Origin of the sequence: Sphingopyxis sp. USTB-05 (genome assembly GCF_023822045.1) — a bacterium.
In the GTDB taxonomy this organism is placed as follows: domain Bacteria; phylum Pseudomonadota; class Alphaproteobacteria; order Sphingomonadales; family Sphingomonadaceae; genus Sphingopyxis.
In genome coordinates, this window is record NZ_CP084712.1 from 1,730,173 (window position 1) to 1,752,065 (window position 21,893).

Consider the following 21,893-nt stretch of genomic DNA (forward strand, 5'->3'; position numbering starts at 1 on the left):
CGTCCAAAGCGGCGCCGACATCAAATGGGAGGGGCATCGCCCGTGGATCTGGCACCTTACCGGGCGCATCGGCGCATCCTGACCGCGAGCCTTGTCGGCACCGCAGTCGAATTTTACGACTTCTACATATACGGCACCGCGGCAGCGCTGGTGTTCGGGCCGCTCTTCTTTCCCGAGAGTTCGGACTCGGCGCAGCTGATGTACAGCTTCATGACTTTCGGTCTGGCCTTCTTCGCACGGCCCGTCGGAGCGATCGTGTTCGGACATTATGGCGACCGGATTGGGCGCAAGTCGACGCTCGTCGCGTCGCTTATGCTCATGGGAGCGTCGACTTTGCTCATAGCCTTCCTGCCGACCTATGCGATGGTCGGATGGGTTGCGCCTTTGCTGCTCTGCATCCTGCGTTTCGGGCAGGGCTTCGGGCTCGGCGGCGAGTGGGGCGGGGCGGCATTGCTTGCGGTCGAGAATGCGCCGCCGGGATGGAAGTCGCGCTTCGGCATGTTCCCGCAATTGGGCGCGCCCGTGGGGTTCATCGCGGCGAATGGCCTGTTCCTGCTGCTTGGCCTGGGGCTCGACGACGCCGATTTTGCCGCGTGGGGCTGGCGCATTCCGTTCCTGCTGTCGGCGATCCTTGTCGGCCTGGGGCTTTGGGTGCGGCTCAAGATCACCGAGACGCCGGATTTCGCGGAGGCGCTGGAGAAGGACGCGCCGGTAGCAGTGCCGATCGGCGACCTGGTCCGCCATCATCTGGTTCCGACGCTTGCGGGGACGTTCGCGGTCGTCGCCTGTTTCGCGATCTTCTATCTCGCGACCAGCTTTGCGCTTGGGCATGGCACGCAGGCACTCGGCTATCCGAAGGAGCAGTTCCTGCTGACCCAGCTCGGCGCGATCCTGTTCATGGCGGTCGGCATCATTTTCGCGGGTTATGCCAGCGATGCGTCGAGCGAACAGCGCGTGCTGACCTGGGGCTGCGGCGCGACCGTGCTCATTGGGTTCGTGTTCGGACCGTCGCTCGCATCGGGAAGCTGGCCGATCATCTTCGTGGGCCTTGCCACGGCGCTGTTCGTCATGGGGCTGGTCTATGGGCCGCTCGGTAGCTGGCTGACCGGCCTGTTCCCGGTGCATGTCCGATATACGGGTGCTTCGGTCGCATTCAATGCGGGCGGGATATTGGGCGGAGCCATGGCGCCGATCATCGCCCAAGCGCTCGCCGAATGGGGCGGGACGGGGACGGTGGGTTTCTATCTTGCGCTGGCAGGCGTGGTGAGCTGGCTGGGGCTGCTGATGGTCCGCCGGACCGTTACGCCAGCCTGAGCAAGGTCAGCTTGGCTTTGCCGACCTTTCGTGTCGCGTCGATTTCAAAGCCCGCGACCTCGACCGTTTCCTTCTCCGCGGTTTCGATCGAGATCAGGCTGTCGGGTCCGATCCAGCCGAGGCGATTGAGTTTGTCGAGCGCGACGCTGCCTGCGCCGGTGTCATAAGGCGCATCGAGCAACAGAAGATCATAGGTGCGCCGCGCCGGTCCCAGTGCGAGAACCGATCCGGCACGAATGTCGGCGCGCGGCGTTGCCCCGAATGTCGCCAAATTCTTGCGGAGTATGTCGAGCGCGTCGCGATCCTGCTCGGCGAACAGGCATTGCTCGGCCCCGCGCGACAGCGCCTCTATCCCGAGCGCGCCCGATCCGGCAAACAGGTCGGCGACCGCCAGCCCTTCGAAACTGCCGACGCGGCTCGTCAGCATCGAGAAGAGCGTCTCGCGCGTGCGGTCGGCGGTCGGACGCGTCGCGTCATTTTTGGGCGCGAGCAACTTGCGGCCACGCCATTCGCCAGCGATGACCCGCATCATCCCATCTGCCGCCGGAATTTGAACAATTCGTCGCGCGGCACGACGTCGACCGCGCCGAGCGGCATGCCGCCAAGTTCGAACGCGCCATAGCGCGTACGGATGAGGCGGCTGACCTGCAGCCCGAAATGTTCGAGCACCTTGCGGACTTCGCGGTTCTTGCCCTCGGTCAGTGTCATTTCGACCCACTGGTTGCGCCCGGTGCGGCGTTCGAGGTTGGCGTCGATCTTGCCATAGCGGACGCCGTCGATCTCGATCCCCATCGCCAGTTCCTCAAGCTGCGCCTGGCTGATGTCGCCGAACGCGCGGGCGCGATAGGTGCGCTCGACCCCGCTCGCGGGCAGTTCGAGCTGGCGCTTGAACTCGCCATCGTTGGTGAGGAGCAGCAGCCCCTCGGTATTATAGTCGAGGCGGCCGACGGGCATCAGGCGCGGAAGATCCTTGGGCAGCAGATCATAGATCGTCTTGCGGCCTTTCGGATCGCGTGCTGCAGTGATGCAGCCGGCGGGCTTGTGAAAGCGATAGAGCCGCGTCGAGACCGGCTTGGCCACGGGGGTGCCGTCGACCGTCAACCCCTCGAGCGACGACAAGAGCGGCGCCGGCTGGACGATCACCTGACCATTCAGCGCGATGCGGCCTTCCTCGATCATCCGCTCGACATCGCGCCGCGACCCGATGCCAGCGCGCGCGAGCAGCTTTGCGATGCGTTGCGGCCCATCCTCACGCTCGGCCTCGGCGGGTTTTGCCTTGAGTGCGGACGCGACACCGCGAGCGGCGCGGCGTCCCTTCGGCGCGTCGCGATCGCCGGCAGCTTTAGGCGCCGAGCGGGGGGCGGGGCGGGGTGGACGGCGTGTGTTCATGGGAACAGATGCGACTTTCTTGTCGTTATTGTCGGAAAATGTGTTGCGTTGTGATCACGCTCATAGCCGGAAAAGACTCGCTTCGTCGATGGCAAGCAGAAGCGATCTTGCAGGACGGCACGGAGCGAGTCATGGCGTTGTTTGAGGGAGTCATCATGCTCTTTGGCCACCGCCCGACCTGCATCAAACGATTGCTGATCATCGAGGATGATCCGCTGACCGCGTTCGACAATGAGCACACGCTGAAAATCAGCGGGTACGACATTGTCGCGACGGTCGATTCGGGCGAGGCCGCGGTGGCGATCATGGCCGCCGAGCCGGTGGATGCGGTTGTTCTCGATCTTGGCCTCGCGGGGCATATGACGGGGCGCGAAGTTGCCCGACTGGCGCGCGACCGCGGTATCGCCGTGCTGCTGGTGACGGGCCAATGTCCCGCCGACGCCGAAGAAATCGCCATCGCCTGCCTTGGCAAGCCGCACAGTGCATCGGCACTCGTATCGGCGCTGAAGGCCGTCGAGATGATGGCATGCAAAAATCAGGCGCCGCGCAAGGTAAGCGGGCTGACGACTTTCTGGCGCCCTGCTGCGGCGTGACCGCGGCCAATCGATAAATAGCCGCTTCCAATTTGAGGCCAAGGCTATAGGCCTTGGCCATAACAATGTGTCCGCCCGGCGGATGCGCGGGGAGCGTACGCATGTCGGTTGATCTGATTCGGTTTATCATTTTCGTGGCGATCCTTGGCGGACTGGCGATCGTCGCGCTGTCGATCCCGGCGTTCCGGCCGTATCTGCGCAAAAACCCGATGATCACGTTCCTGCTCGGCATCTCGAGCGGATTTCCACTAACGCTGCTGATCGCGACGATGACCTTCTGGCTGGCAAAGGTCGGGATCGATACGGCGACGATCGGCTTCGCGGTCGCCTTGGGCATCCCCTATACGCTCAAATTCCTGTGGGCGCCGCTTGTCGACAAGCTACCGTTGCCGTTCCTGACCCGGACTTTTGGGCAAAGACGCGGCTGGCTGTTCCTCATTCAGGCCCTGCTGTTCGTTTCGATCTGGCAGCTCGGCGCCAGCGACCCGAAACCCGGCGACATCGGCTTGTTCGCGGTCTGGGCGCTGATCACGGCCTTCCTGTCGGCGACGCAGGACATCGTTATCGACGCCTATCGTATCGAGATACTGGAAGAAGACGAGTTCGCGCACGGCACCGCGACCAATCAGTTCGGGTACCGAACCGGCAATCTGATTGCCGGAGCGGGTACGATCTATTTCGCGTCGAGCGAAGGGCTCGGGCTGGGCTGGGCGACCGCTTATGGTCTGACCGCCTTTTGCATTGTTCCCGCGATCCTCGGCGCGCTTTGGGCGGGGCCCGGCAAATTCGTCGACCGGTTCGAACATGCATCGGGAATGAAGGCCGGACAGTGGCTGACCGAGGCGGTCGTCAATCCCTTCCGCGAGTTCCTGACGCGCCACGGCGCGTTCCTCATCCTCGGATTCGTGCTCGTGTACAAAGTCGGTGACGCGATGGGGCAGACGATGCTCGGACCGATGATCGTTGATCTCGGCTTTCCCGACCTCGACTATATTTCGGCCAACAAGCTGTGGGGCTTTGGCGCGCTGATCGTCGGCTCGGCGCTCGGTGCGCCCTTCCTACTGTGGCTCGGCATGGGCCGCGCCCTGCTGATCTCTGGCTTCATGATGATGTTCTCGAACGTCATGTTCATGATCCTTGCCGCTACGGGCAACAATTACTGGATGCTCGTCGCGGCGATCGTCACTGAAAATCTGACGAGCGGCATTGGGCTTACCGTGTTCGCCACCTATCTCTCGGGCCTGTCGAGTATCGCTTATACCGCAACGCAATTCGCATTGCTGTCATCCTTTGCCGGCGTAGGGCGCACATTCATGGCGGGCCCTGCGGGCATCGTAGCGGAGAAGCTGGGCTGGGTGGGCTTCTGGGGTTTCACCGTCGCCGCAGCGATCCCGGGCATGATCCTGCTGTGGGTACTGTGGAGCAAGGGTTATGTCGTTGAGAGCATCCGCCAGACCGGCGCGATCGATGATCGGCAGCTCAAGCAGCCGGTCGGCGCATGGCGGATCGTTGGATTTGCCTTGATAGTAGCGGGATTGGTCGGGGTTCTCCTCTATCAGCAGCTCGAACTCGGCGCACATATTCTCGCCGCGTCGCTCGTCGCGTTCGTTGTCGGCATATTGCTGGCGTGGAAAGGCAAGCGGAAGGTCGCGACTGCTTGAGCATGCCGGGGCTGGCGAAATATCAATAGCCGACGTCGCGTTAGGTCGGCCACTCGTTGTTGAGGTCGAGAACGACGCCGGCAAGATAGAGCGAGCCGCAGATCAGTACGTCGGCCCCGGCGCGGTTGTCGGCGATATAATGCAGCGCCGCGGCGACATCGTCGCAGGGCTGCGCATCTACGATGCCCAGATCGGCCTGGACCCAGCGGCATAGATCCTTGGGATCATGATGTTCGTGCCCCGGGATCGGAACTGCCTGAAACGATGCGATGCGGTCGGCGAACGGGCGAAGAAAGCCCATTGCGTCCTTATTCTTCAGAAGACCGCAGACGATGTGAAGCGGCGCCCGATCGCGAAGTGTTTTTGCGAGCGCGGCGCCCGCATCGGGATTGTGACCGCCGTCGAGCCAGGTTCCGGCGCCGCCCGGCAGGAGCTTCGTAAGCGGCCCAGCGCCGAGGCGCTGCATCCGCGCAGGCCAGAAGGCATCGGCAATACCTTGCGCGATCTGGGCGTCGGTCGGCTGGGGATTGGGCGCGAGGCGTAGCATGGCGATGGCAAGCCCGGCGTTGCGCATCTGATGTGCACCGGCCATGCGCGGACGCAGCGGCGGCTCGATCGAGCCCAGTTTCGAGGTCCAATGGAAAGCATCGCCGTCGGTCTCGATCGTCCAGCCGTCGCCTTCGGGGAAAAATGTTGCGCCGACGTCGGCGACCTTCGCGGCGATGGTATCGCGGATATGGGGCGGATAGGCGAGGGTGGCGACGGGCGTATCGGCTTTGATGATGCCCGCCTTTTCCCACGCAATGCGCATGGCGGGATCGTCCGGTGTCCCGGCTTCGGGGGCGAGGAGGAAGGCTTCATGGTCGATGCCGAGCGACGCGATGCCGGCGACCGCGGGCGGCGGGATGATGTTGGTCGCGTCGAGGCGACCGCCCAGGCCGACCTCGATGATACAGTCGTCGGCGGGGATGCGCGCGAAGGCAAGGAAGGCAGCGGCCGTGGTGACTTCGAAGAAGCTTGCCTGAAGATCGGCGGCCTCGTCGAGCACTTCTTCGAGCAGCGATGCAAGCAGCGCGTCGTCGATCAGCGTTCCGGCAAGGCGGATGCGTTCATTGAAATGTACTAGGTGCGGGCTGGTGTAAGAATGGACGCGGCGGCCTTGCGCTTCGAGGATCGCACGGAGAAACGCACAGGTCGATCCCTTGCCGTTGGTACCCGCGACATGGAAGGTTCGAGGAAGTTGATTCTGCGGATTGCCGAGGCGCGCGCAAAGCTCTGCAATGCGTTCGAGGCCGAGGATGTCGCGGCCCGGCGAGAGAGCGGCGAGGCGGTCGAGTTGAGCCTGCACTGCGGAGTCGGAGCTTTGGGCGTGGTCGGGCATCGTTAGACGGAGCCTATCAATAGTTCGTCATTGCGGGCGCAGCGAAGCAATCCAGGGCGGTTTGCGAGCTCGCTGGATTGCCGCGTCCCCCGGCTTTCGCCGGGGTCCTCGCAATGACGACGCGGGAAAGGTTAAGCCGCCTTTTCGGGTGCGAGGTAGCCGATCAGGCGGCCCAGCGTTTCGGGCAAGTCCTTGCGATGCACGACCATGTCGATCATCCCGTGATCGAGAAGATATTCGGCGCGCTGGAATCCTTCGGGCAGTTTCTCGCGGATCGTATTTTCGATCACGCGTTGACCCGCGAAGCCGATCAGCGCCTTGGGTTCGCTGATCTGGATGTCGCCGAGCATCGCATAGCTGGCGGTGACGCCGCCTGTGGTCGGATCGGTGAGCAGCACGATATAGGGGAGGCCGGCGCGGCGCAGGCGCGCTAGCGCGACCGTGGCTCGTGGCATCTGCATCAACGACAGCGTGCCTTCCTGCATCCGCGCACCGCCAGCAGCAGTGATCGCGACATAGGGAACCCCGCGCCTGATCGCGTCCTCGACACCGGCGACAAAGGCTTCGCCGACGGCGACGCCCATCGATCCGCCCATGAAGGCGAAATCCTGAACGCCGATTACCGCGCCTTTGCCCGAGATGCGGCCGAACGCATTCTGATAGGCGTCGCGGTCGCCGGTCTGCGCGCGCGCCGCCTTGATGCGGTCGACATATTTCTTGGTGTCGCGGAATTTCAGCGGATCTTCGGGTGCCGCGGGTGCGCTGATCAATTCATGCAGGCCACCGTCGAATAGCTGCGCGAAGCGCTCGGTCGCGCCGATCCGGTCGTGATGGTCGCAGCGCGGGCAGACGTTGAGATTGTCTTCCCATTCCTTGACGAACACCATCTGCTGGCACTGGCGGCACTTGTGCCAGAGGTTGTCGGCGGTGTCGCGTTTCGCCCCGAAGGGCAGCGCGTTGCGAACGCGGTCGAGCCAGCTCATGCGGCGATCTCCTTTGCGCCGTGGATAGCATCGGCAAGGGTGCGGGTGAAAGCCTCGACATGCGGCGCTGCGGCGTCGCCATGTTCGGCAATGATATCGATGAAGGCCGATCCGACGACCACGCCGTCGGCGACGCGCGCGATGGCAGCGGCCTGTTCGGGGGTGCGGACGCCGAAACCGACGGCGACGGGCAGGTCGGTGGCAGCCTTCAGGCGTGCGACAGCTTCGTCGATACTGGCTTGCGCCGCCTGTTGCTGGCCGGTGATGCCCGCGACCGAGACATAATAGAGAAAGCCGCCCGCGCCGTTCAGGACATCGGGTAAGCGTGCGGCGTCGGTGGTCGGGGTGGCGAGCCGGATCAGGTCGACCCCCGCAGCGCGAAGTGCGGGGCCGAGTTCAGGGTCCTCTTCCGACGGAATATCGACGCAGATGATGCCGTCGACGCCTGCCTTCGCGCATTCGGCAGCAAACCATTCGGGACCACGGATCGTCATCGGGTTGGCGTAACCCATCAGAACAAGCGGCGTGTCGGGGTGGCGGTTGCGGAACGCCGAGGCAATCGCGAACAGGTCGGCGGTGGTCGTGCCTTTTGCGAGGCTGCGCAGGTTCGCCGCCTGGATCGCGGGGCCATCGGCCATCGGATCGGTGAAGGGCATCCCGAGCTCGATCACATCGGCGCCCCCCGCGACGAGCGCGTCGAGGTTGGCGGCGGTGTCGCCGTCGCCGCCGGTGATGAAGGCTACCAGCGCGGGACGGGGTTTGGCGAAGGCGGTTGCGAAGCGGGTCATTCGGCAGGCTTCTTCTGATTGGCAGCTTTGTCGAGCCACACGAACATGAGCGAGACAAGCACGACAACCACCCAGGACGGCGATTGGAAGCGGTCACCCAAGCCGAAAATCTTGCTGATCAGCGGAAAGCCGAGCGCTTGAACGGCTGCCGCGATCAAAAAGACGATGATCGCACGACGTTGACCGGGGTTCACAATACAACTCCCAACGCATCGGCCACCGTAAAGATATCCTTGTCCCCGCGGCCTGAGCAATTGACGATGATGATCTTGTCCTTGCCCAAGGTCGGCGCGATGCGTTCGGCGGCGGCGATCGCGTGCGCGCTCTCGAGCGCGGGGATGATGCCTTCCAGTTTGGTCAGCTTCTGGAAGCTTGCCAGTGCTTCGGCATCGGTCACGGGCTCATAACGGACGCGGCCGATTTCGTGGAGCCAGCTGTGCTCCGGGCCGATGCCCGGATAGTCGAGGCCTGCCGAAATGCTGTGCGCCTCGGTGATCTGACCATCATCGTCCTGCAGCAGATAGGTCTTGTTGCCGTGAAGGATGCCGGGGCGGCCGCCCGCAAGGCTTGCGGCGTGTTTGCCGTCGAGGCCTTCGCCCGCGGCTTCGACGCCGACGATCTCTACGCTGTCGTCGTCGAGGAATGGGTGAAACAGGCCGATTGCGTTGGATCCGCCGCCGACAGGTGCGATCAGCATGTCGGGCAGCCGTCCCTCGGCGTCGAGGATTTGCTCGCGAGCTTCGTCGCCGATCACCGACTGGAAGTCGCGGACGAGTTCGGGATAGGGATGCGGGCCTGCAACGGTGCCGATGATGTAGAACGTGTCGTGGACGTTTGCGACCCAGTGGCGCAGCGCCTCGTTCATCGCATCCTTCAGCGTCTTTGCGCCGCTTTCGACCGCGACAACTTCGGCCCCGAGCAATTTCATGCGAAACACATTAGGTTGCTGCCGCGCGACGTCGACCGCGCCCATGAAGATGGTGCAGGGCAGGCCGAACAGCGCAGCGACGGTCGCGGTTGCGACGCCGTGCTGGCCCGCACCGGTTTCCGCGATGATCTTCGTTTTGCCCATGCGTTTCGCGAGCAGAATCTGGCCGATGCAATTGTTGATCTTGTGCGCGCCGGTGTGGTTGAGGTCCTCGCGCTTCAGGTAGATCTTTGCCCCGCCGAGTTCCGTGGTCAGGCGTTCGGCGAACCATAGTGGGCTTGGGCGCCCAACATAATGTTTCAGCAGATAATCGAACTCGGCCTTGAACGCGGGGTCGGCTTGCGCCGCGCGATAGTGGCGCTCGAGGTCGAGGATCAGCGGCATCAGCGTTTCGGCGACATAGCGGCCGCCGAACTGACCGAAATGGCCTCGTTCGTCGGGGCCGGTGCGAAGACTGTTAGGAAGCTGGGTCATCGACCGGCGGCTTTAAGGAAAGCGGCGATCTTGTCTATATCCTTTACCCCCGGTGCGCTCTCGACGCCCGACGAGACATCGACGAGGGGGGCGCCGGTTTCGGCGATCGCCTGCGCGACATTGTCGGGGGTCAGCCCACCCGCAATGCCCCAATCCATCGTGTGGCGATGATTTTGGAGCAGCGACCAGTCGAAGCGCGTGCCGGTGCCGCCGGGCATGGCGGCAGCGGGAGCGTCGAACAGGATACGGTCGGCGACGCCGTGATATTTTTGCATTCGCACCAGCGTGTCGGCGTCCTTCAACCCAACGGCTTTCCAGACTTCCGCCGGGGTCAGCCGCTTCACGACGCCCAGCCATTCGGGGGTTTCGTTGCCGTGGAACTGGACAATGTCGGGGCGCACCATGCCGAGCGCGTCGCCGGTGACTTGCTGCGATGCATTGACGAGCAGCAACGCGACCTTGACGTTCCCCGCGCCGGCACGTTTGCGCAGCTCGGCCGCAGTCTTGAGATCGACATAGCGCGGGCTCGGCTCATAGTGATTGAGGCCAATATGCGTCGCGCCGTGACGGATGGCGGCATCGACCTCTTCGATCGTCTTGAGGCCGCAGATTTTGACGAGTGGGGGCATTGTCATCTTTATCCTGTCGTCATCCCGGCAAAGGCCGGGATCCCCACGGTGCAGCACTAGGGCCACGGCGAGACCCCGGCCTTTGCCGGGATGACGGATGTGTCGGTTAGAGCGTGGCTTCGATCTCGCGCGCGGCGAGATCCGGGTCGGCCGACTGGCTGATCGGGCGGCCCACGACAAGGATCGACGCGCCGTCGGCCATAGCCTGCGCCGGCGTGACGACGCGCTTCTGGTCGCCGACCTTGCCGTTGGCGGGGCGGACGCCCGGGACGACGAAATAGCCGCTAGGCCAAGCCTTTCGTGCCGCTTTCACCTCCTGTCCCGAACAGACGATGCCGTCGAGCCCGGATTCGCGCGCGAGCGCGGCGAGGCGCACGACTTGATCGTGCGGTGTGCCGCCGACGCCTATGTCTTCAAGATCGGGGACGTCGAGGCTGGTGAGCACGGTAACGGCGACGACTTTTGTATTCAGCCCGGCCGCGGCCTTTGCCTCTTCGAGCATCGCCCGCCCGCCCGCAGCGTGGACGGTGAGCACGGCGGGTTCGAGAGTGCGGAGCGCCTGGATCGCCTTGGCAACGGTATTGGGAATATCGTGAAGCTTGAGGTCGAGGAAGATCGGCAGGCCGAGTTTCGCCATTTCGTGGACGCCGTGATGACCGTTGGCGCAGAAAAATTCGAGGCCCAGCTTGAGCCCGCCGACGTGGCGCCGAACCTTTTGCGCGAGCGTCAGAGCCGCGTCGAGGTGCGTGGTGTCGATGGCGAGGTAAAGCGGGGATGTCATGGTTTGTCCGTAGAAAATAGGTCGGTGGGGGCCGGGGGAACATCGTTTACCGGCGCGGAGGGCGTAACTTCCACGGGGCGGTTCGCGAGCGCGCGGAGGTCGGCAGCCTGTCGCTCGCTCGCGTCAAGGCGGCGCTTCATCGACCAGCGCGTCGTGCGCAGCGCGATCCACATCGGCACGCTGCCGATCAGGAAGGCTGCAAGGATCAGCACCGGCAATTTGGTATCGAGAACCTGGCCCGGCCAGATCGTGACTGTCACCGGAATCCAGTTCGCCATCGCAAAAATGACCAGCACGGCGGTCAACAGGACCCAGATGATCGTTCGCAGGATACCCACTCGTCTTGCTCCTCTGCCGGTCTGCCGCCGACCCTATGACAGAATGCCGTGCGATTCCAGTTTTTGATCCTCCCTATGCCGCAGGCAGGGGGAGGGGACCCGTCCGCGGAGCGGATGGTGGAGGGGCCGCGCAATAGCTCCTCCGTCAGCGCCGAGCGATGCGACCTCCCCATGCCTGCGGCACAGGGAGGCTATTTGTCTATCCGAACACCCGGTCAAAGATCGTGTCGACATGCTTCATATGGTAGCCGAGGTCGAAGAGCGCGGTCAGTTCGTCGGCCGACAACTTCGCGGTCACATCGGCATCGCCCTTGAGTAGTTCGAGCAACGAGAGCTGGCCGTCCGATTCCCACACCTTCATCGCGTTCCGTTGAACGAGGACATAGCTTTCCTCGCGGCTCGCGCCCGCTTGCGTCAGCGCGAGCAGGACGCGCTGCGAATGGACGAGGCCGCCCATGCGGTCGAGATTCTTCTGCATCCGCTCGGGATAGACGAGCAGCTTGTCGACGACGCCGGTCAGGCGCGCGAGCGCGAAATCGAGCGTGATCGTCGCGTCGGGACCGATGAAGCGTTCGACCGACGAGTGGCTGATATCGCGTTCGTGCCACAGCGCGACATTCTCCATCGCGGGGATCGCGGCGCTGCGGACCATGCGCGCAAGGCCAGTGAGATTCTCGGTGAGTACGGGGTTGCGCTTGTGCGGCATCGCCGACGAGCCCTTCTGGCCGGGCGAGAAATATTCCTCGGCCTCAAGCACCTCGGTGCGCTGGAGGTGGCGGACCTCGACCGACAGGCGTTCGATAGAAGAGGCGATAACGCCGAGCACGGCGAAGAACATGGCGTGGCGATCGCGCGGGATGACCTGCGTCGAGACTGGCTCGATCGCGAGGCCTAGCTTGGCGGCGACATGCTCTTCGACCCGGGGGTCGATATTGGCGAAGGTGCCGACCGCGCCCGAGATAGCGCAGGTTGCGATCTCGGCGCGTGCGGCTTGCAGGCGGAGCTTGCAGCGCGAGAATTCGGCATAGGCCTCGGCGAGCTTGAGCCCGAAGGTTACGGGTTCGGCGTGAATGCCGTGGCTGCGGCCGATTGTGGGGGTCAGCTTATGCTCATAGGCGCGGCGCTTGATCGCTTCTAGCAGCGCATCGAGGTCGGCTAGCAATATATCGGCCGCCTGACTGAGCTGCACCGCAAGGCAGGTGTCCAGCACGTCGCTCGACGTCATGCCTTGGTGCATGAAGCGTGCTTCGTCGCCGACATTCTCCGCAACCCAGGTCAGGAAAGCGATGACGTCGTGCTTGGTAACGGCTTCGATCGCGTCGATCGCGGCGACGTCGATGACGGGGTTCGTGGCCCACCAATCCCAAAGCGCTTTGGCGGCAGATTTGGGCACCGTGCCGAGTTCGGCAAGGGCGTCGGTCGCGTGCGCTTCGATCTCGAACCAGATGCGAAACCGATTCTCGGCTGACCAGATCGCGGTCATTTCCGGTCGTGCGTAACGCGGAACCATTGAATTTCCTTCCTTTTCGGGCGCCTTGTCGCGGAATCCCTGCGGAACCACGACGGGCCGCCCCGTAGCAGGGACGGGGCGTTTCGCCAAACCCGGACGCTGCGCAACTTTGCGGAAAGACGACGGGTTGCTCTCATGCCCCATCAGAAAGGCGACAGGTCGCACCGACCATCGAAGTCGCCGTTACAGGAGAATAAACGTGTTGAAACAAGTGCTTTTGATCGGCGCGGCGGCTATCAGTTTCCCCGCCCTGGCTCAGACGACCGCTCCGGCTGAAGAACCTGCCCCGAGCACCCAGTCGCAGCCGGCGCCGACCGATACGACGACCCCCGATCCCGACAAGAAGCCGACGGACGAGACGAAGCCGACCGATCAGGCCCCCACCGAGGACGCTACCCCGAGCGACACGCCCCCCGCGGCCGAGCCGACCCCTCCGGCTGACCAGCCTGCTCCGGACTCCGAAGAAGAACCCAAGCCGGATCCGCAGTAAAATCTTTCCAGAAACAGGAGATAGACCATGTTGAAACAGATGCTTTTGATCGGCGCTGCCGCGATCAGCTTCCCGGCTCTTGCGCAATCGACCCCGCCCGCCGACCCGGCTTCGCCGCCGACGGCGACCGAACCGGCCCCGGGCCCGGAATCGACCACGCCGGCCCCTGCTGAACCGGCGACCGCTCCGGCGCCTGCGCCCGATGCATCGACGCCGCCCGCGTCGGCCAGCGAGCCGGCGCCGTCGGGAGCAGCGGCAACGCCCACGCAAATCGCCCAGATCGTCGAACAGGAATTCCCGACTTATGACGGGGACAAGAATGGCGATCTGAACGAAGCCGAGTTCGGCGCGTGGATGAAGAAGCTGCGTGCCGCGACCGATCCCAGCGCCGATGTCGAATCGGCCGAGGTAAAGACCTGGATCGGTCAGGCGTTCGCTTCGGCCGACGGCGACAAGTCGGGCGCGGTGAACAAGACCGAATTGACCGGTTTCCTGTCGCGCGGCGCCTAAACGGCGTCCCGCGGGGTGGTGCAGCCGTCGGAGCGATCCGGCGGCTGCATCGCCGTGCAGACTATGCGGGCTGCTGGACCGCGACGATCGTCAGCCGGTGCTCGGCACCCCCGCGATCGGGCCAATTGATCGACTGGCCGACACTGAGGCCGATCAGGCCGGCGCCGACGGGCGTCAGGATAGACATTCGCCCCGCCGATATGTCGGCTTCGGCCGGATAGACCAGCCGGATCGTTCGTTCTGCGCCGCTTTTCTCATCTGTGAAGGTCACACTGGAGCCCATTGTGACGACGTCGGACGGGATGTCGGCGCGTCCGCAGATGGCGGCACGGTCGATCTCTTCAAGCAGCAGTTCGTAGAAGCGAACTGAATCGCGCTGCTGCTGCAGCGTCAGTTCGGTCAGGGCGTCGGCTTCACTGTCGATCATGCGGATATGGGGCATGGTTGCCCCGCTTTTCTTCTTGGTCATGGCGCGGACTTTCCGGCTGGCGCGTGACGTTTTGGCCACGCGCGGCAATATTTTTGACGGAAGGTGCCCCGGGCTCGGGGCGGTTGCGCCGGAACCCGGGGCTAGATGCCCGCGAGAAGCTGTCCCCCTTGATGGCGGAAATGAAGAAGGCTGAGCCGAATCTGCATGACGGCGATGATGTCCCGCCCAGCGAGGGAAGTCAAAGCTAGATCAGTCCCATCGCTCGGAAGCTGCGATAATCGGACCCGCCGATAATGATGTGATCGTGAAGCGCTATGCCGAGATTTGCGGCGGCGGTCGCAATCTCCCTGGTGATCGCGATATCCTGCCGGCTTGGTTCAGGGCTGCCGCTAGGATGGTTGTGAACAAGAATGATCGCAGAAGCACCGAGCTCTAGCGCACGCTTGATCACCTCGCGGACGTAGATCGCCGACTGGTCGATCGATCCCTCGCTCGCAAGCTCGTCGCGGATCAGCATGTTGCGCGAATTCAGATAGAGGATGCGGACGCGCTCGACGTCGATCGGTCCCATATCGGCGCGCAGCCAGTCGAGCAGCGCGTCCCAACTGGATAGCAGGGGCTTGTCCCGAAACTCGCCCTTCAGGAGGCGCAGCCCCGTCGCTTGGACGATTTTAAGCGCCGCGATTCCGCTATCGCCAAGCCCGTCGACACGCCGCAGTGATTCGGGATCGGCGCTGACCAACTGCGCAAGCGAACCGAATTCACGCAATAAAGCCTTCGCAAGCGGCTTGGTATCGCGGCGGGGAATGGCGAGCGCGAGCAGATATTCGACGAGCTCGTAATCGGCGAGGCCTTCCGCATCGTCGAGCAGGCGCGCGCGCAGCCGCGACCGGTGACCGACATGATCCGGTGTGTCCCCCATCGGACGGCAATAACCGCCTTGTGACGCGCACTCAACGGGCATAGGGAAAGGAAGATGGCGAACCGGATCAATTTCCTGCATCGAAACGGGATTTCCGGCGTTTCTGCCCTAAATGGGAATGGGTCCGGAGGACGAAATTTATCCGCCATGACGTCATCGGCCGCCTTCCATGAGTGACGCGGAAGCGGACACCCGGCGGCGGCTCAAATATCGGACGCTGCTGTTCAAAAAGCGCTGGCTGACCGCCGGCGCGGTCACGATTCTGATTGCAGGAGCGTGGCTCGCGCGCGAGCCGATCGCCGACGAATTCATCCGCGACCAGCTCGACAGCCGCGGTGTTCCGGCGCGCTACACGATCGACCGCATCGGCTTTCGCAGCGAGATATTGTCGAACATCGTCATCGGTGACCCAAAGCATCCCGACCTGATCGCGCGCAAGGTCGAAGTCCTGCTCGGCTATGGCTGGCAGGGGCCATATGTCTCGGGGATCAATGCCGACGGCGTGCGACTTTACGGGCGTTTTGTCGACGGGCGCCTGTCGTTCGGCTCGCTAGACAAGTTTCGCGACCCGGAAAGCAAGGATCCCTTCGCCTTGCCCGACCTGTCGGTGGCCTTGCGCGACGCGCGGGCACGGGTCGAAACGCCATGGGGCAATATCGGCGCGGCGCTCAATGGCGGCGGCAATTTGCGCCGCGATTTCACCGGCAAGCTCGCGCTGGTCGCGCCGACGATTGTGGCGGCGGGATGCAGGGCGGACGACGTCAGCTTTTATGGTGCGGTGCTGGTTCGCAATGTTCGGCTGCAGCTTGTCGGCCCCTTGCGCGGGCGGTCTCTGACCTGTGCGGATAGTGGCGTCTCTGCGGCGTCGCCGCAGGTCGCGCTTGACCTCTCGCTCTCGGAGGACCTGCAAAGCTGGAAAGGCAAGGCAGACGCGAGCATCACTCGATTAGTCGCGGGGCCGGTCGCGGCCGATCGGATGGGGCTGCTCGCCCGTTTTGACGGCACAGCGTTGCAGACGAAACTCGACGTCGATGCTGCGATGGCACGGCTACGGGGCGCCGATTTCGCGGCCGATACCGTGAAACTTGAAGCCCGGGGCAGTGTCGGCAGCGCTGCACCGAAGCTCGACGGGCGAATCAGCTTCGCACGCGCAAGCGGCAGCACCGATTTGCGCCGTTCGCTCAACGAAAGCGCGCGCGGACTGGCCGGTACGCCGGTCGGCCCGTTAGCGGCGAAGGCAATGGCGGCATTCAGCCGTGTGCTCGCCGACGCGAGCGGCAGCGCAGGCTTCGCGATCGCGGGGGAGGGGCCGACGGCGCGCGTCGACCTGATCGCGCCCGAATTGACGAGCGCGAGCGGCGCGCGCTTCACCGGCAGCGCGGACAGCCGCATCGGCTATCTTTACGGCGCAGAAGAGCCTGCAGTGATCGCAACGGGAAGCTGGAGTATCGCGGGGGGCGACTTGCCATCGGGAACGCTGCGCCTTGATCGCAGCGCCGAGGGCAGGGTGACCGGGCTCGCCAGTCTCGATCCTTATAGCGCCGATGGAGCGCGGCTATCCTTGACGCCGGTGCGTTTTTCGGGCGGCGCGGGCGGATTGCTGCGTTTTGCGACGACAGCCGCGCTGTCGGGCCCGCTCGCAGGAGGGCGTGTCGAGCGGCTGACTGTGCCGCTGAACGGATTTTTGGCGCCGACGGGCGCACTCGCGTTCGACGGCGGGTGCAGCCGTGTCGCAGCCGACCGGATCGAGGTTAGCGGCTTCCGGCTTGGACGAGGCTCCGTCGACCTGTGCAGCCGTCCCGGTGCGTCGCTGCTCAGCGCGGGCCCCGACGGGCTGCGCGGCGATATCCGCATTCCCCGGATTGATTTGCGCGGGACAAGCGGTAGCTCGCCGTTCAGCCTGACGAGTGGTCCGGCAAGCATCGATCTGGCCGCGATGCGCTGGTCGCTTGCGCGCGCCGATGTGCGGTTGGGTGAGGGGGAGAGCGTAACGCACTTTGCCACCGCAAGCCTGAATGGACGCGCGACGCCGAAAGGGATGGCTGGGGATCTGCGCGGCGCAAGCGGCAAGATCGGCGCGGTGCCCCTCAACATGAGCGAGATCGGAGGGCAATGGCGTTTTGAGAAGGGTGCTTTGACGCTCGACGGCGGGCTGTTGCTCACCGACGCAGCGCCCGAGCCGCGCTTCTTCCCGCTTGTCAGCAACGATGCGAATTTACGGTTCGCGAACGGGATCATCGAGGCGAAGGCGGGCTTCAACGAGCGGAAGACTGGGACGAAAATTCTCGACACGCTTATTCGTCACCGGCTTTCCGACAGTAGTGGTTCGGCGGACCTGACGGTAAAGGAATTGCGCTTCAGCGAAGCATTCCAGCCCGATCAGCTCACCAGTCTCGCGCTCGGCGTCGTTGCCAACGTCCGGGGATCGGTGGTCGGCGACGGGCGGATCGAGTGGACGGCCGATGGCGTCACGAGCCGCGGCACGTTCGCTACCGCCGATACCAGCCTCGCGGCGGCGTTCGGCCCGGTGACCGGGCTGACGACGACCATCAGCTTTGATGATCTGATCGGCCTCAAAACCGCACCAGGCCAGATTGCGAAGGTCAAGGAAATCAATCCCGGCATCCCGGTGCTCGACGGCGAGATCGAATATCGGCTGCTCGGCGACAATCGTGTACGGGTCGAGGGTGGAAGCTGGCCCTTCGGCGGTGGCAAGCTGCTGCTCCATCCGACGACGCTTGATTTCAGCGCGGCGAATGCACGGCGGCTGTCGTTCGACATCGTCGGGGTCGATGCTGCCGTGTTCCTCCAAAGCTTTGGTTTTGACAATATCAATGCGACGGGGGTGTTCGACGGAACCTTGCCGGTCGAATTCGACGGCCTCGGCGGACGAATCGTCAATGGCCGTATCGATTCGCGCGGCGGCGGCGGTACGCTCGCCTATGTCGGTGAATTGTCGAACCGCAATCTCGGGACGATCGCCAATTTTGCCTTTGGCGCGCTGCGCAGCCTCAAATATGACGATCTCACGATCATCTTGAACGGGGATCTCGACGGCGAAATGGTGACCGATATCCGCTTTGGCGGCGTGGGGCAGGGCGAGGGCGCCACGCGCAACTTCCTGATCAACCAGGTCGCTAAACTGCCGCTGATCTTCAACGTGAAGATCCGCGCGCCCTTCCGCCAGTTGCTGACGTCGGCGAAGGGCTTTTATGATCCGTCGCTGCTCATCGAACAGAATTTGCCCGCGCTGATGCGCGCGCAGGAAGAAGCCGAAGCCGCCGCCAAGGCAGCATCCAACCCCGTTCAGCCACCAGAAAGCGAGCCCGTGCGATGAAGATACCCGAGACTGGAGCAAGGAGGCCCGCCATATACGGTCGGACGGTTGCGATGATCATGGGTGCAACGGCGCTTGCCGGCTGCGTTCAGATCGACACGCCCGACAAGCCGATCGAGATCAATCTGAACATCAACATCCGGCAGGAAGTGGTGTACAGGCTGGATGGCGATGCCAAGAAGCTCATCGAGCAGAATAGCGAGATATTCTGATGGGGAAGAATGTGATGCGTATGACGAAGTGGAAACCGACCGGACTCGCCCTTGCCGCAGTTGCGGCGACAGCGGCGGTCGCTTTTGCCGTACCGTCGGCGATGGCGCAGCGCGATCCGGCTTATGCTGCCGCGCGCGCCGCTGGTCAGGTAGGCGAGCAACCCGACGGCTATCTGGGCTTTGCGACGGCGCCGACCCCGGCGATCCGTGCGCTGGTGCAGGACCTCAATATCAAGCGCAAGGCGGCCTATACCGCGAGTGCGCAGTCAACCGGCAGCACGGTCGAACAGTTCGCCTTTACCAGCGGCTGCAACCTGATCGCGCAGACCAAGCCCGGCGAAAAATATCAGACGCCGAGTGGCGCGTGGAAAACCCGCGATGGCAGTCCGCCCGAACGCGACGCACGCTGCCCGTAAGAAAATAGCCAGCATACCGGGGCCCCAGGGTCCTCAGATGCCGCCGCGCCCCTAAACGCGGCGGCATTTTTGTGCATCGCTGCGCGCCCATTTTTGTGCATCTGCGCACAAGCATTGACTTAATCGGGCGTCGTTCCTAAACGGACCGCGCCTTAGGGGTACCCCGAATTTTCGGGCCTTTTTTTGTAGGCGGAATCGGGCGCTTCCCGTTCTGTTTCAGGAGGATGGCGAGGAAATGACGGGGAATGGCAGCGATCCGGAACTTGGCTCTGAGGATTCGCGCCTGGTCTCGCTCGAAGAGCGATTGGACCGGGCCGAAGCCGCAGAAGCGAAGCGGACCGCAGTGAACGCCGGACCGGAGACCGACGCCAATTACAAGCTCGGTAATCGCGTTCTGGCCGAACTGTTGGGCGGAATCGGTGGCGGCGCACTGGTCGGTTGGACAATCGACCATTTCGCCGACACGGCTCCCTGGGGCCTGTTGGTGGTGCTGTTCCTCGGAATAGTAGTCGCCTTCAGGAATATATTTCGGATTGCGAACGTTCGGCCCGTCAAACTCGACGAAGCTGGGCCGGACTGATGTTAATTTAGGCGAGGTATCGCGTGGCGGATCAAGGCAAAGTGGACCCGATGCACCAGTTCGAGGTGCAGAAGATGTTCGACATGTTCCATGTCGGCAATCATGAGGTCGCCTTTACCACCAGTGCGCTCTGGATGGTGATCGCCGGCCTCCTGCTGTGGGTCTTCATGATCGGCGGGATGAAGCGTCAGCTCGTTCCCGGTCGCTGGCAGGTCGCCGTCGAAGGCTTCACCGGCTTCATCTCGGGCATGATGAACGCCAACATCGGCCCCGAAGGCCGCAAATATACGCCTTATGTCTTTTCGCTCTTCATGTTCATCCTGATGTTGAACGTGCTCGGGCTGATGCCGCTTGGCCTGTTCGGCGTGCATCCCTTTACCGTGACGAGCCATTTTGCGATCACCGGTGTTCTCGCGATCCTCAGCTTCGCGATCGTCCTGATCGTCGGCTTCTGGCGCCACGGCCTGCATTTCTTCTCGCTTTTCGTGCCGCACGGCACGCCGATTTGGCTGATGTGGTTGATCCCGGTAATCGAACTGGTGTCGTTCCTCGTCCGTCCGTTCAGCCTTGCGCTGCGACTGTTCGTCGCGATGACCGCCGGCCACGTGCTGATGAAGGTCTTCGCCTCGTTTATCATCGATGGCCTCGCGGCGAGCCCTGCGATCGGTATCGGTGTGGGTATTCCCAGCCTCGCGCTGATGGTCGGGATCAGCGGTCTTGAGCTGCTGGTGGCCGGTATCCAAGCCTATGTGTTCGCGCTGCTCACTTCGCTCTATCTGAACGACGCGATCAATCTGCACTGATTTTTCAACTGTATAATCTACGTTTTTCCCAAGGAGTATAAAATGGACGTTCAAGCTGCTTCGCTCATCGGCGCCGGTCTGGCCGCCATCGGTGCCGGTATGGCTGCCATCGGTGTGGGCAACGTGTTCGGTAGCTTCCTCGAAAGCGCGCTGCGCAATCCCGCGGCTGCCGACGGCCAGCAGGGCCGCCTGTTCATCGGCTTCGCGGCTGCCGAACTTCTCGGTCTGCTGTCGTTCCTTATCGCGATCCTGCTGTACCTGAAGGCAGCCTGATCCCGTTTGCGGGGCCGGCTCGCTAAAGGCGGGCCCCGCGACTGCTTTTCTTTTGTCGGTCGAGTAAATCCATGCCTCAAATCAGCCAATTCGCTGAAAGCTGGTACGCCGCATCGCAGATTTTCTGGGTGCTGCTGACCTTCGGCTTCGTCTTTTTCGTCATCGGCCGCGGCATGCTGCCGAAGATCGAGGCGACGGTGGACGCGCGCGACCGCAAGGTTGCCGACGATCTGGCCGCGGCGAAAGCCGCACATGCTGCCGCCGACAATCTTGAAGAAAGCTACCGCCAGCAGAGCGACGCAAGCCGCGCCGCTGCGCAAAAGGCGGTAACCGACGCCAAAGACAAAGCCGCGAAGGACGCAGAAAAGCGTTTGGCAAAGATCGACGCCGAACTGTCCGACAAACTGTCGGCGGCAGAAGCCGATATCTCGTCGGCACGCTCGTCGGCGATGGCGGAAATTGAATCGGTCGCGGCCGAAGCAGCGGGCGACCTCGTCGCCAAGCTGTCGGGCGTGAAGGTCGCTGCGGCGGATGCTAAGGCGGCGGTGAAGGCGGTACTCCATGGCTAATGTTCTGACGATCCTGTCCGAAGCGGCGGGTGAAGTGCACGTCGAGCCGGCGTCGTTCGGCTTCATCGACGCAACCGTCTGGGTGTCGATCGCGATGGCGATCTTCATTGCGATCCTGTTGTGGAAGAAAGTGCCGGCGATGGTCGCGGGCATGCTCGACAACAAGATTGCCGAGATTTCGAAGCAACTCAACGAAGCTGAGCAGCTGCGGCTCGACGCCGAATCGCTGAAGGCCGAATATGAGGCAAAGCTTGCCGACGCTGCGAAGGAAGCCGATGAGATGCGCGCCCGCGCCGACGCCGAAGCCGAAGCGCTCGTCGCCAAGGCCAAGGCCGATGCGACAGCGCTGATCGCGCGCCGCAAGCAGATGGCAGAGGATCGCATCGCAGCGGCCGAAGCTGGCGCACTCGCCGAAGTCCGCACCGCGGCCGCCAAGGCTGCGACCGAAGCGGCGGCGAAGCTCATCGCCGACAAGCATGACGCCAAGGCCGACAAGGCGCTGGTCGATCAGGCGATAGCCGGCGTCGCCAAGGGCTGAACCCTTTCGACATATCGGAAAACAGAGCGCCCGCGGATTTCCGC

The 21,893-nt window shown here is 63.5% G+C and carries 26 protein-coding genes; 13 read left to right on the top strand and 13 right to left on the bottom strand.

Annotated elements, in window-relative coordinates; translation table 11 throughout:
• Positions 1 to 48 precede the first annotated feature (48 nt).
• Entirely contained in the window at positions 49 to 1,314 is a 1,266-nt protein-coding gene (locus KEC45_RS07745; protein ID WP_252172026.1) for an MFS transporter, read from the top strand.
• Here the strand turns inward: KEC45_RS07745 and rsmD are convergent.
• Entirely contained in the window at positions 1,301 to 1,843 is a 543-nt protein-coding gene (gene rsmD, locus KEC45_RS07750) for a 16S rRNA (guanine(966)-N(2))-methyltransferase RsmD (protein ID WP_062181114.1), read from the bottom strand. The two genes, KEC45_RS07745 and rsmD, sit on opposite strands and share 14 nt — an antisense overlap.
• Positions 1,843 to 2,703, bottom strand: a complete 861-nt coding sequence (locus KEC45_RS07755; RefSeq protein ID WP_252171872.1) for a pseudouridine synthase — start codon at positions 2,701 to 2,703, stop codon at positions 1,843 to 1,845. The genes rsmD and KEC45_RS07755 overlap by 1 nt, the downstream gene beginning before the upstream one ends.
• Before the next feature lie 131 nt (positions 2,704 to 2,834).
• Here KEC45_RS07755 and KEC45_RS07760 point away from each other — a divergent pair, with 131 nt between their 5' ends.
• The gene (locus tag KEC45_RS07760; protein ID WP_252171873.1) at positions 2,835 to 3,296 is read left to right on the top strand and encodes a response regulator; all 462 of its coding nucleotides are present in this window, start codon (positions 2,835 to 2,837) and stop codon (positions 3,294 to 3,296) included.
• Between the two features lie 101 nt (positions 3,297 to 3,397).
• Positions 3,398 to 4,957, top strand: coding sequence for an MFS transporter (locus KEC45_RS07765; protein ID WP_252171874.1), 1,560 nt, complete (start codon positions 3,398 to 3,400; stop codon positions 4,955 to 4,957).
• A 40-nt stretch (positions 4,958 to 4,997) separates the two neighbouring features.
• On the opposite strand, the gene KEC45_RS07770 is transcribed toward KEC45_RS07765, so the two are convergent.
• The 9 genes from KEC45_RS07770 to purB form a co-directional block, all read right to left on the bottom strand.
• Positions 4,998 to 6,338 (bottom strand): folylpolyglutamate synthase/dihydrofolate synthase family protein, encoded by a 1,341-nt coding sequence (locus KEC45_RS07770; RefSeq protein WP_252171875.1) that lies wholly within the window; start codon positions 6,336 to 6,338, stop codon positions 4,998 to 5,000.
• A 131-nt stretch (positions 6,339 to 6,469) separates the two neighbouring features.
• Positions 6,470 to 7,321, bottom strand: a complete 852-nt coding sequence (gene accD / locus KEC45_RS07775; protein WP_062181101.1) for an acetyl-CoA carboxylase, carboxyltransferase subunit beta — start codon at positions 7,319 to 7,321, stop codon at positions 6,470 to 6,472.
• Positions 7,318 to 8,109, bottom strand: a complete 792-nt coding sequence (trpA, locus tag KEC45_RS07780) for a tryptophan synthase subunit alpha (RefSeq protein ID WP_252171876.1) — start codon at positions 8,107 to 8,109, stop codon at positions 7,318 to 7,320. Before trpA ends, accD begins: the two co-directional genes overlap by 4 nt.
• Positions 8,106 to 8,303, bottom strand: coding sequence for a hypothetical protein (locus KEC45_RS07785; RefSeq protein ID WP_062181095.1), 198 nt, complete (start codon positions 8,301 to 8,303; stop codon positions 8,106 to 8,108). The genes trpA and KEC45_RS07785 overlap by 4 nt, the downstream gene beginning before the upstream one ends.
• Positions 8,300 to 9,511: a tryptophan synthase subunit beta gene (gene trpB, locus KEC45_RS07790; RefSeq protein ID WP_062181092.1), complete on the bottom strand. Its 1,212-nt coding sequence runs from the start codon at positions 9,509 to 9,511 to the stop codon at positions 8,300 to 8,302. The genes KEC45_RS07785 and trpB overlap by 4 nt, the downstream gene beginning before the upstream one ends.
• Complete coding sequence (locus tag KEC45_RS07795) at positions 9,508 to 10,140, bottom strand: phosphoribosylanthranilate isomerase (protein WP_252172027.1); 633 nt, start codon at positions 10,138 to 10,140, stop codon at positions 9,508 to 9,510. Before KEC45_RS07795 ends, trpB begins: the two co-directional genes overlap by 4 nt.
• A 106-nt stretch (positions 10,141 to 10,246) precedes the next feature.
• Positions 10,247 to 10,921, bottom strand: coding sequence for an orotidine-5'-phosphate decarboxylase (pyrF, locus tag KEC45_RS07800; protein WP_252171877.1), 675 nt, complete (start codon positions 10,919 to 10,921; stop codon positions 10,247 to 10,249).
• Positions 10,918 to 11,259: a lipopolysaccharide assembly protein LapA domain-containing protein gene (locus KEC45_RS07805; RefSeq protein WP_252171878.1), complete on the bottom strand. Its 342-nt coding sequence runs from the start codon at positions 11,257 to 11,259 to the stop codon at positions 10,918 to 10,920. The genes pyrF and KEC45_RS07805 overlap by 4 nt, the downstream gene beginning before the upstream one ends.
• A 199-nt stretch (positions 11,260 to 11,458) precedes the next feature.
• Positions 11,459 to 12,769 (bottom strand): adenylosuccinate lyase, encoded by a 1,311-nt coding sequence (gene purB, locus KEC45_RS07810; RefSeq protein WP_252171879.1) that lies wholly within the window; start codon positions 12,767 to 12,769, stop codon positions 11,459 to 11,461.
• A gap of 199 nt (positions 12,770 to 12,968) precedes the next feature.
• On the opposite strand from purB, the gene KEC45_RS07815 reads away from it, so the two are divergent.
• The gene (locus KEC45_RS07815; RefSeq protein ID WP_062181079.1) at positions 12,969 to 13,259 is read left to right on the top strand and encodes a hypothetical protein; all 291 of its coding nucleotides are present in this window, start codon (positions 12,969 to 12,971) and stop codon (positions 13,257 to 13,259) included.
• A gap of 27 nt (positions 13,260 to 13,286) precedes the next feature.
• A complete protein-coding gene (locus KEC45_RS07820) occupies positions 13,287 to 13,769 on the top strand; it encodes a calcium-binding protein (RefSeq protein WP_062181076.1) in 483 nt (160 codons plus the stop codon).
• A 61-nt stretch (positions 13,770 to 13,830) separates the two neighbouring features.
• Here KEC45_RS07820 and rnk read toward each other — a convergent pair whose 3' ends face one another.
• Both rnk and radC read right to left on the bottom strand, forming a co-directional pair.
• A complete protein-coding gene (gene rnk, locus KEC45_RS07825) occupies positions 13,831 to 14,238 on the bottom strand; it encodes a nucleoside diphosphate kinase regulator (RefSeq protein WP_252171880.1) in 408 nt (135 codons plus the stop codon).
• A gap of 205 nt (positions 14,239 to 14,443) precedes the next feature.
• The gene (gene radC / locus KEC45_RS07830; RefSeq protein WP_252171881.1) at positions 14,444 to 15,121 is read right to left on the bottom strand and encodes a DNA repair protein RadC; all 678 of its coding nucleotides are present in this window, start codon (positions 15,119 to 15,121) and stop codon (positions 14,444 to 14,446) included.
• Positions 15,122 to 15,290: 169 nt separating this feature from the next.
• Here radC and KEC45_RS07835 point away from each other — a divergent pair, with 169 nt between their 5' ends.
• The 8 genes from KEC45_RS07835 to KEC45_RS07870 all read left to right on the top strand — a co-directional run bounded on the left by KEC45_RS07835 (position 15,291) and on the right by KEC45_RS07870 (position 21,849).
• Entirely contained in the window at positions 15,291 to 18,458 is a 3,168-nt protein-coding gene (locus KEC45_RS07835; RefSeq protein ID WP_252171882.1) for a YdbH domain-containing protein, read from the top strand.
• Positions 18,459 to 18,511: 53 nt separating this feature from the next.
• Positions 18,512 to 18,670, top strand: coding sequence for a YnbE family lipoprotein (locus KEC45_RS07840; protein WP_252171883.1), 159 nt, complete (start codon positions 18,512 to 18,514; stop codon positions 18,668 to 18,670).
• Between the two features lie 14 nt (positions 18,671 to 18,684).
• Positions 18,685 to 19,086, top strand: a complete 402-nt coding sequence (locus KEC45_RS07845) for a YdbL family protein (protein WP_252171884.1) — start codon at positions 18,685 to 18,687, stop codon at positions 19,084 to 19,086.
• A 235-nt stretch (positions 19,087 to 19,321) separates the two neighbouring features.
• Complete coding sequence (locus KEC45_RS07850) at positions 19,322 to 19,666, top strand: AtpZ/AtpI family protein (protein WP_252171885.1); 345 nt, start codon at positions 19,322 to 19,324, stop codon at positions 19,664 to 19,666.
• Between the two features lie 50 nt (positions 19,667 to 19,716).
• A complete protein-coding gene (locus KEC45_RS07855) occupies positions 19,717 to 20,469 on the top strand; it encodes a F0F1 ATP synthase subunit A (RefSeq protein ID WP_062181062.1) in 753 nt (250 codons plus the stop codon).
• Between the two features lie 42 nt (positions 20,470 to 20,511).
• A complete protein-coding gene (locus KEC45_RS07860; protein WP_037515205.1) occupies positions 20,512 to 20,742 on the top strand; it encodes a F0F1 ATP synthase subunit C in 231 nt (76 codons plus the stop codon).
• Between the two features lie 71 nt (positions 20,743 to 20,813).
• Positions 20,814 to 21,311, top strand: coding sequence for an ATPase (locus KEC45_RS07865; RefSeq protein WP_252171886.1), 498 nt, complete (start codon positions 20,814 to 20,816; stop codon positions 21,309 to 21,311).
• Positions 21,304 to 21,849 (top strand): ATP synthase subunit B, encoded by a 546-nt coding sequence (locus KEC45_RS07870; RefSeq protein WP_062181056.1) that lies wholly within the window; start codon positions 21,304 to 21,306, stop codon positions 21,847 to 21,849. Before KEC45_RS07865 ends, KEC45_RS07870 begins: the two co-directional genes overlap by 8 nt.
• Positions 21,850 to 21,893 lie beyond the last annotated feature (44 nt).

Bases quoted from the DNA above. Each gene is read 5' to 3' on its own strand.
- KEC45_RS07820 (WP_062181076.1), top strand. From the start codon at position 13,287: ATGTTGAAACAGATGCTTTTGATCGGCGCTGCCGCGATCAGCTTCCCG.
- KEC45_RS07870 (WP_062181056.1), top strand. From the start codon at position 21,304: ATGGCTAATGTTCTGACGATCCTGTCCGAAGCGGCGGGTGAAGTGCAC.
- KEC45_RS07855 (WP_062181062.1), top strand. From the start codon at position 19,717: ATGCACCAGTTCGAGGTGCAGAAGATGTTCGACATGTTCCATGTCGGC.
- KEC45_RS07860 (WP_037515205.1), top strand. From the start codon at position 20,512: ATGGACGTTCAAGCTGCTTCGCTCATCGGCGCCGGTCTGGCCGCCATC.
- KEC45_RS07845 (WP_252171884.1), top strand. From the start codon at position 18,685: ATGCGTATGACGAAGTGGAAACCGACCGGACTCGCCCTTGCCGCAGTT.
- trpA (WP_252171876.1), bottom strand. From the start codon at position 8,109: ATGACCCGCTTCGCAACCGCCTTCGCCAAACCCCGTCCCGCGCTGGTA.
- KEC45_RS07840 (WP_252171883.1), top strand. From the start codon at position 18,512: ATGATCATGGGTGCAACGGCGCTTGCCGGCTGCGTTCAGATCGACACG.
- KEC45_RS07760 (WP_252171873.1), top strand. From the start codon at position 2,835: ATGGCGTTGTTTGAGGGAGTCATCATGCTCTTTGGCCACCGCCCGACC.
- radC (WP_252171881.1), bottom strand. From the start codon at position 15,121: ATGGGGGACACACCGGATCATGTCGGTCACCGGTCGCGGCTGCGCGCG.
- KEC45_RS07770 (WP_252171875.1), bottom strand. From the start codon at position 6,338: ATGCCCGACCACGCCCAAAGCTCCGACTCCGCAGTGCAGGCTCAACTC.
- rnk (WP_252171880.1), bottom strand. From the start codon at position 14,238: ATGACCAAGAAGAAAAGCGGGGCAACCATGCCCCATATCCGCATGATC.
- trpB (WP_062181092.1), bottom strand. From the start codon at position 9,511: ATGACCCAGCTTCCTAACAGTCTTCGCACCGGCCCCGACGAACGAGGC.
- purB (WP_252171879.1), bottom strand. From the start codon at position 12,769: ATGGTTCCGCGTTACGCACGACCGGAAATGACCGCGATCTGGTCAGCC.
- KEC45_RS07755 (WP_252171872.1), bottom strand. From the start codon at position 2,703: ATGAACACACGCCGTCCACCCCGCCCCGCCCCCCGCTCGGCGCCTAAA.
- pyrF (WP_252171877.1), bottom strand. From the start codon at position 10,921: ATGACATCCCCGCTTTACCTCGCCATCGACACCACGCACCTCGACGCG.
- KEC45_RS07865 (WP_252171886.1), top strand. From the start codon at position 20,814: ATGCCTCAAATCAGCCAATTCGCTGAAAGCTGGTACGCCGCATCGCAG.
- KEC45_RS07795 (WP_252172027.1), bottom strand. From the start codon at position 10,140: ATGCCCCCACTCGTCAAAATCTGCGGCCTCAAGACGATCGAAGAGGTC.
- KEC45_RS07850 (WP_252171885.1), top strand. From the start codon at position 19,322: ATGACGGGGAATGGCAGCGATCCGGAACTTGGCTCTGAGGATTCGCGC.
- KEC45_RS07835 (WP_252171882.1), top strand. From the start codon at position 15,291: ATGAGTGACGCGGAAGCGGACACCCGGCGGCGGCTCAAATATCGGACG.
- accD (WP_062181101.1), bottom strand. From the start codon at position 7,321: ATGAGCTGGCTCGACCGCGTTCGCAACGCGCTGCCCTTCGGGGCGAAA.
- KEC45_RS07765 (WP_252171874.1), top strand. From the start codon at position 3,398: ATGTCGGTTGATCTGATTCGGTTTATCATTTTCGTGGCGATCCTTGGC.
- rsmD (WP_062181114.1), bottom strand. From the start codon at position 1,843: ATGCGGGTCATCGCTGGCGAATGGCGTGGCCGCAAGTTGCTCGCGCCC.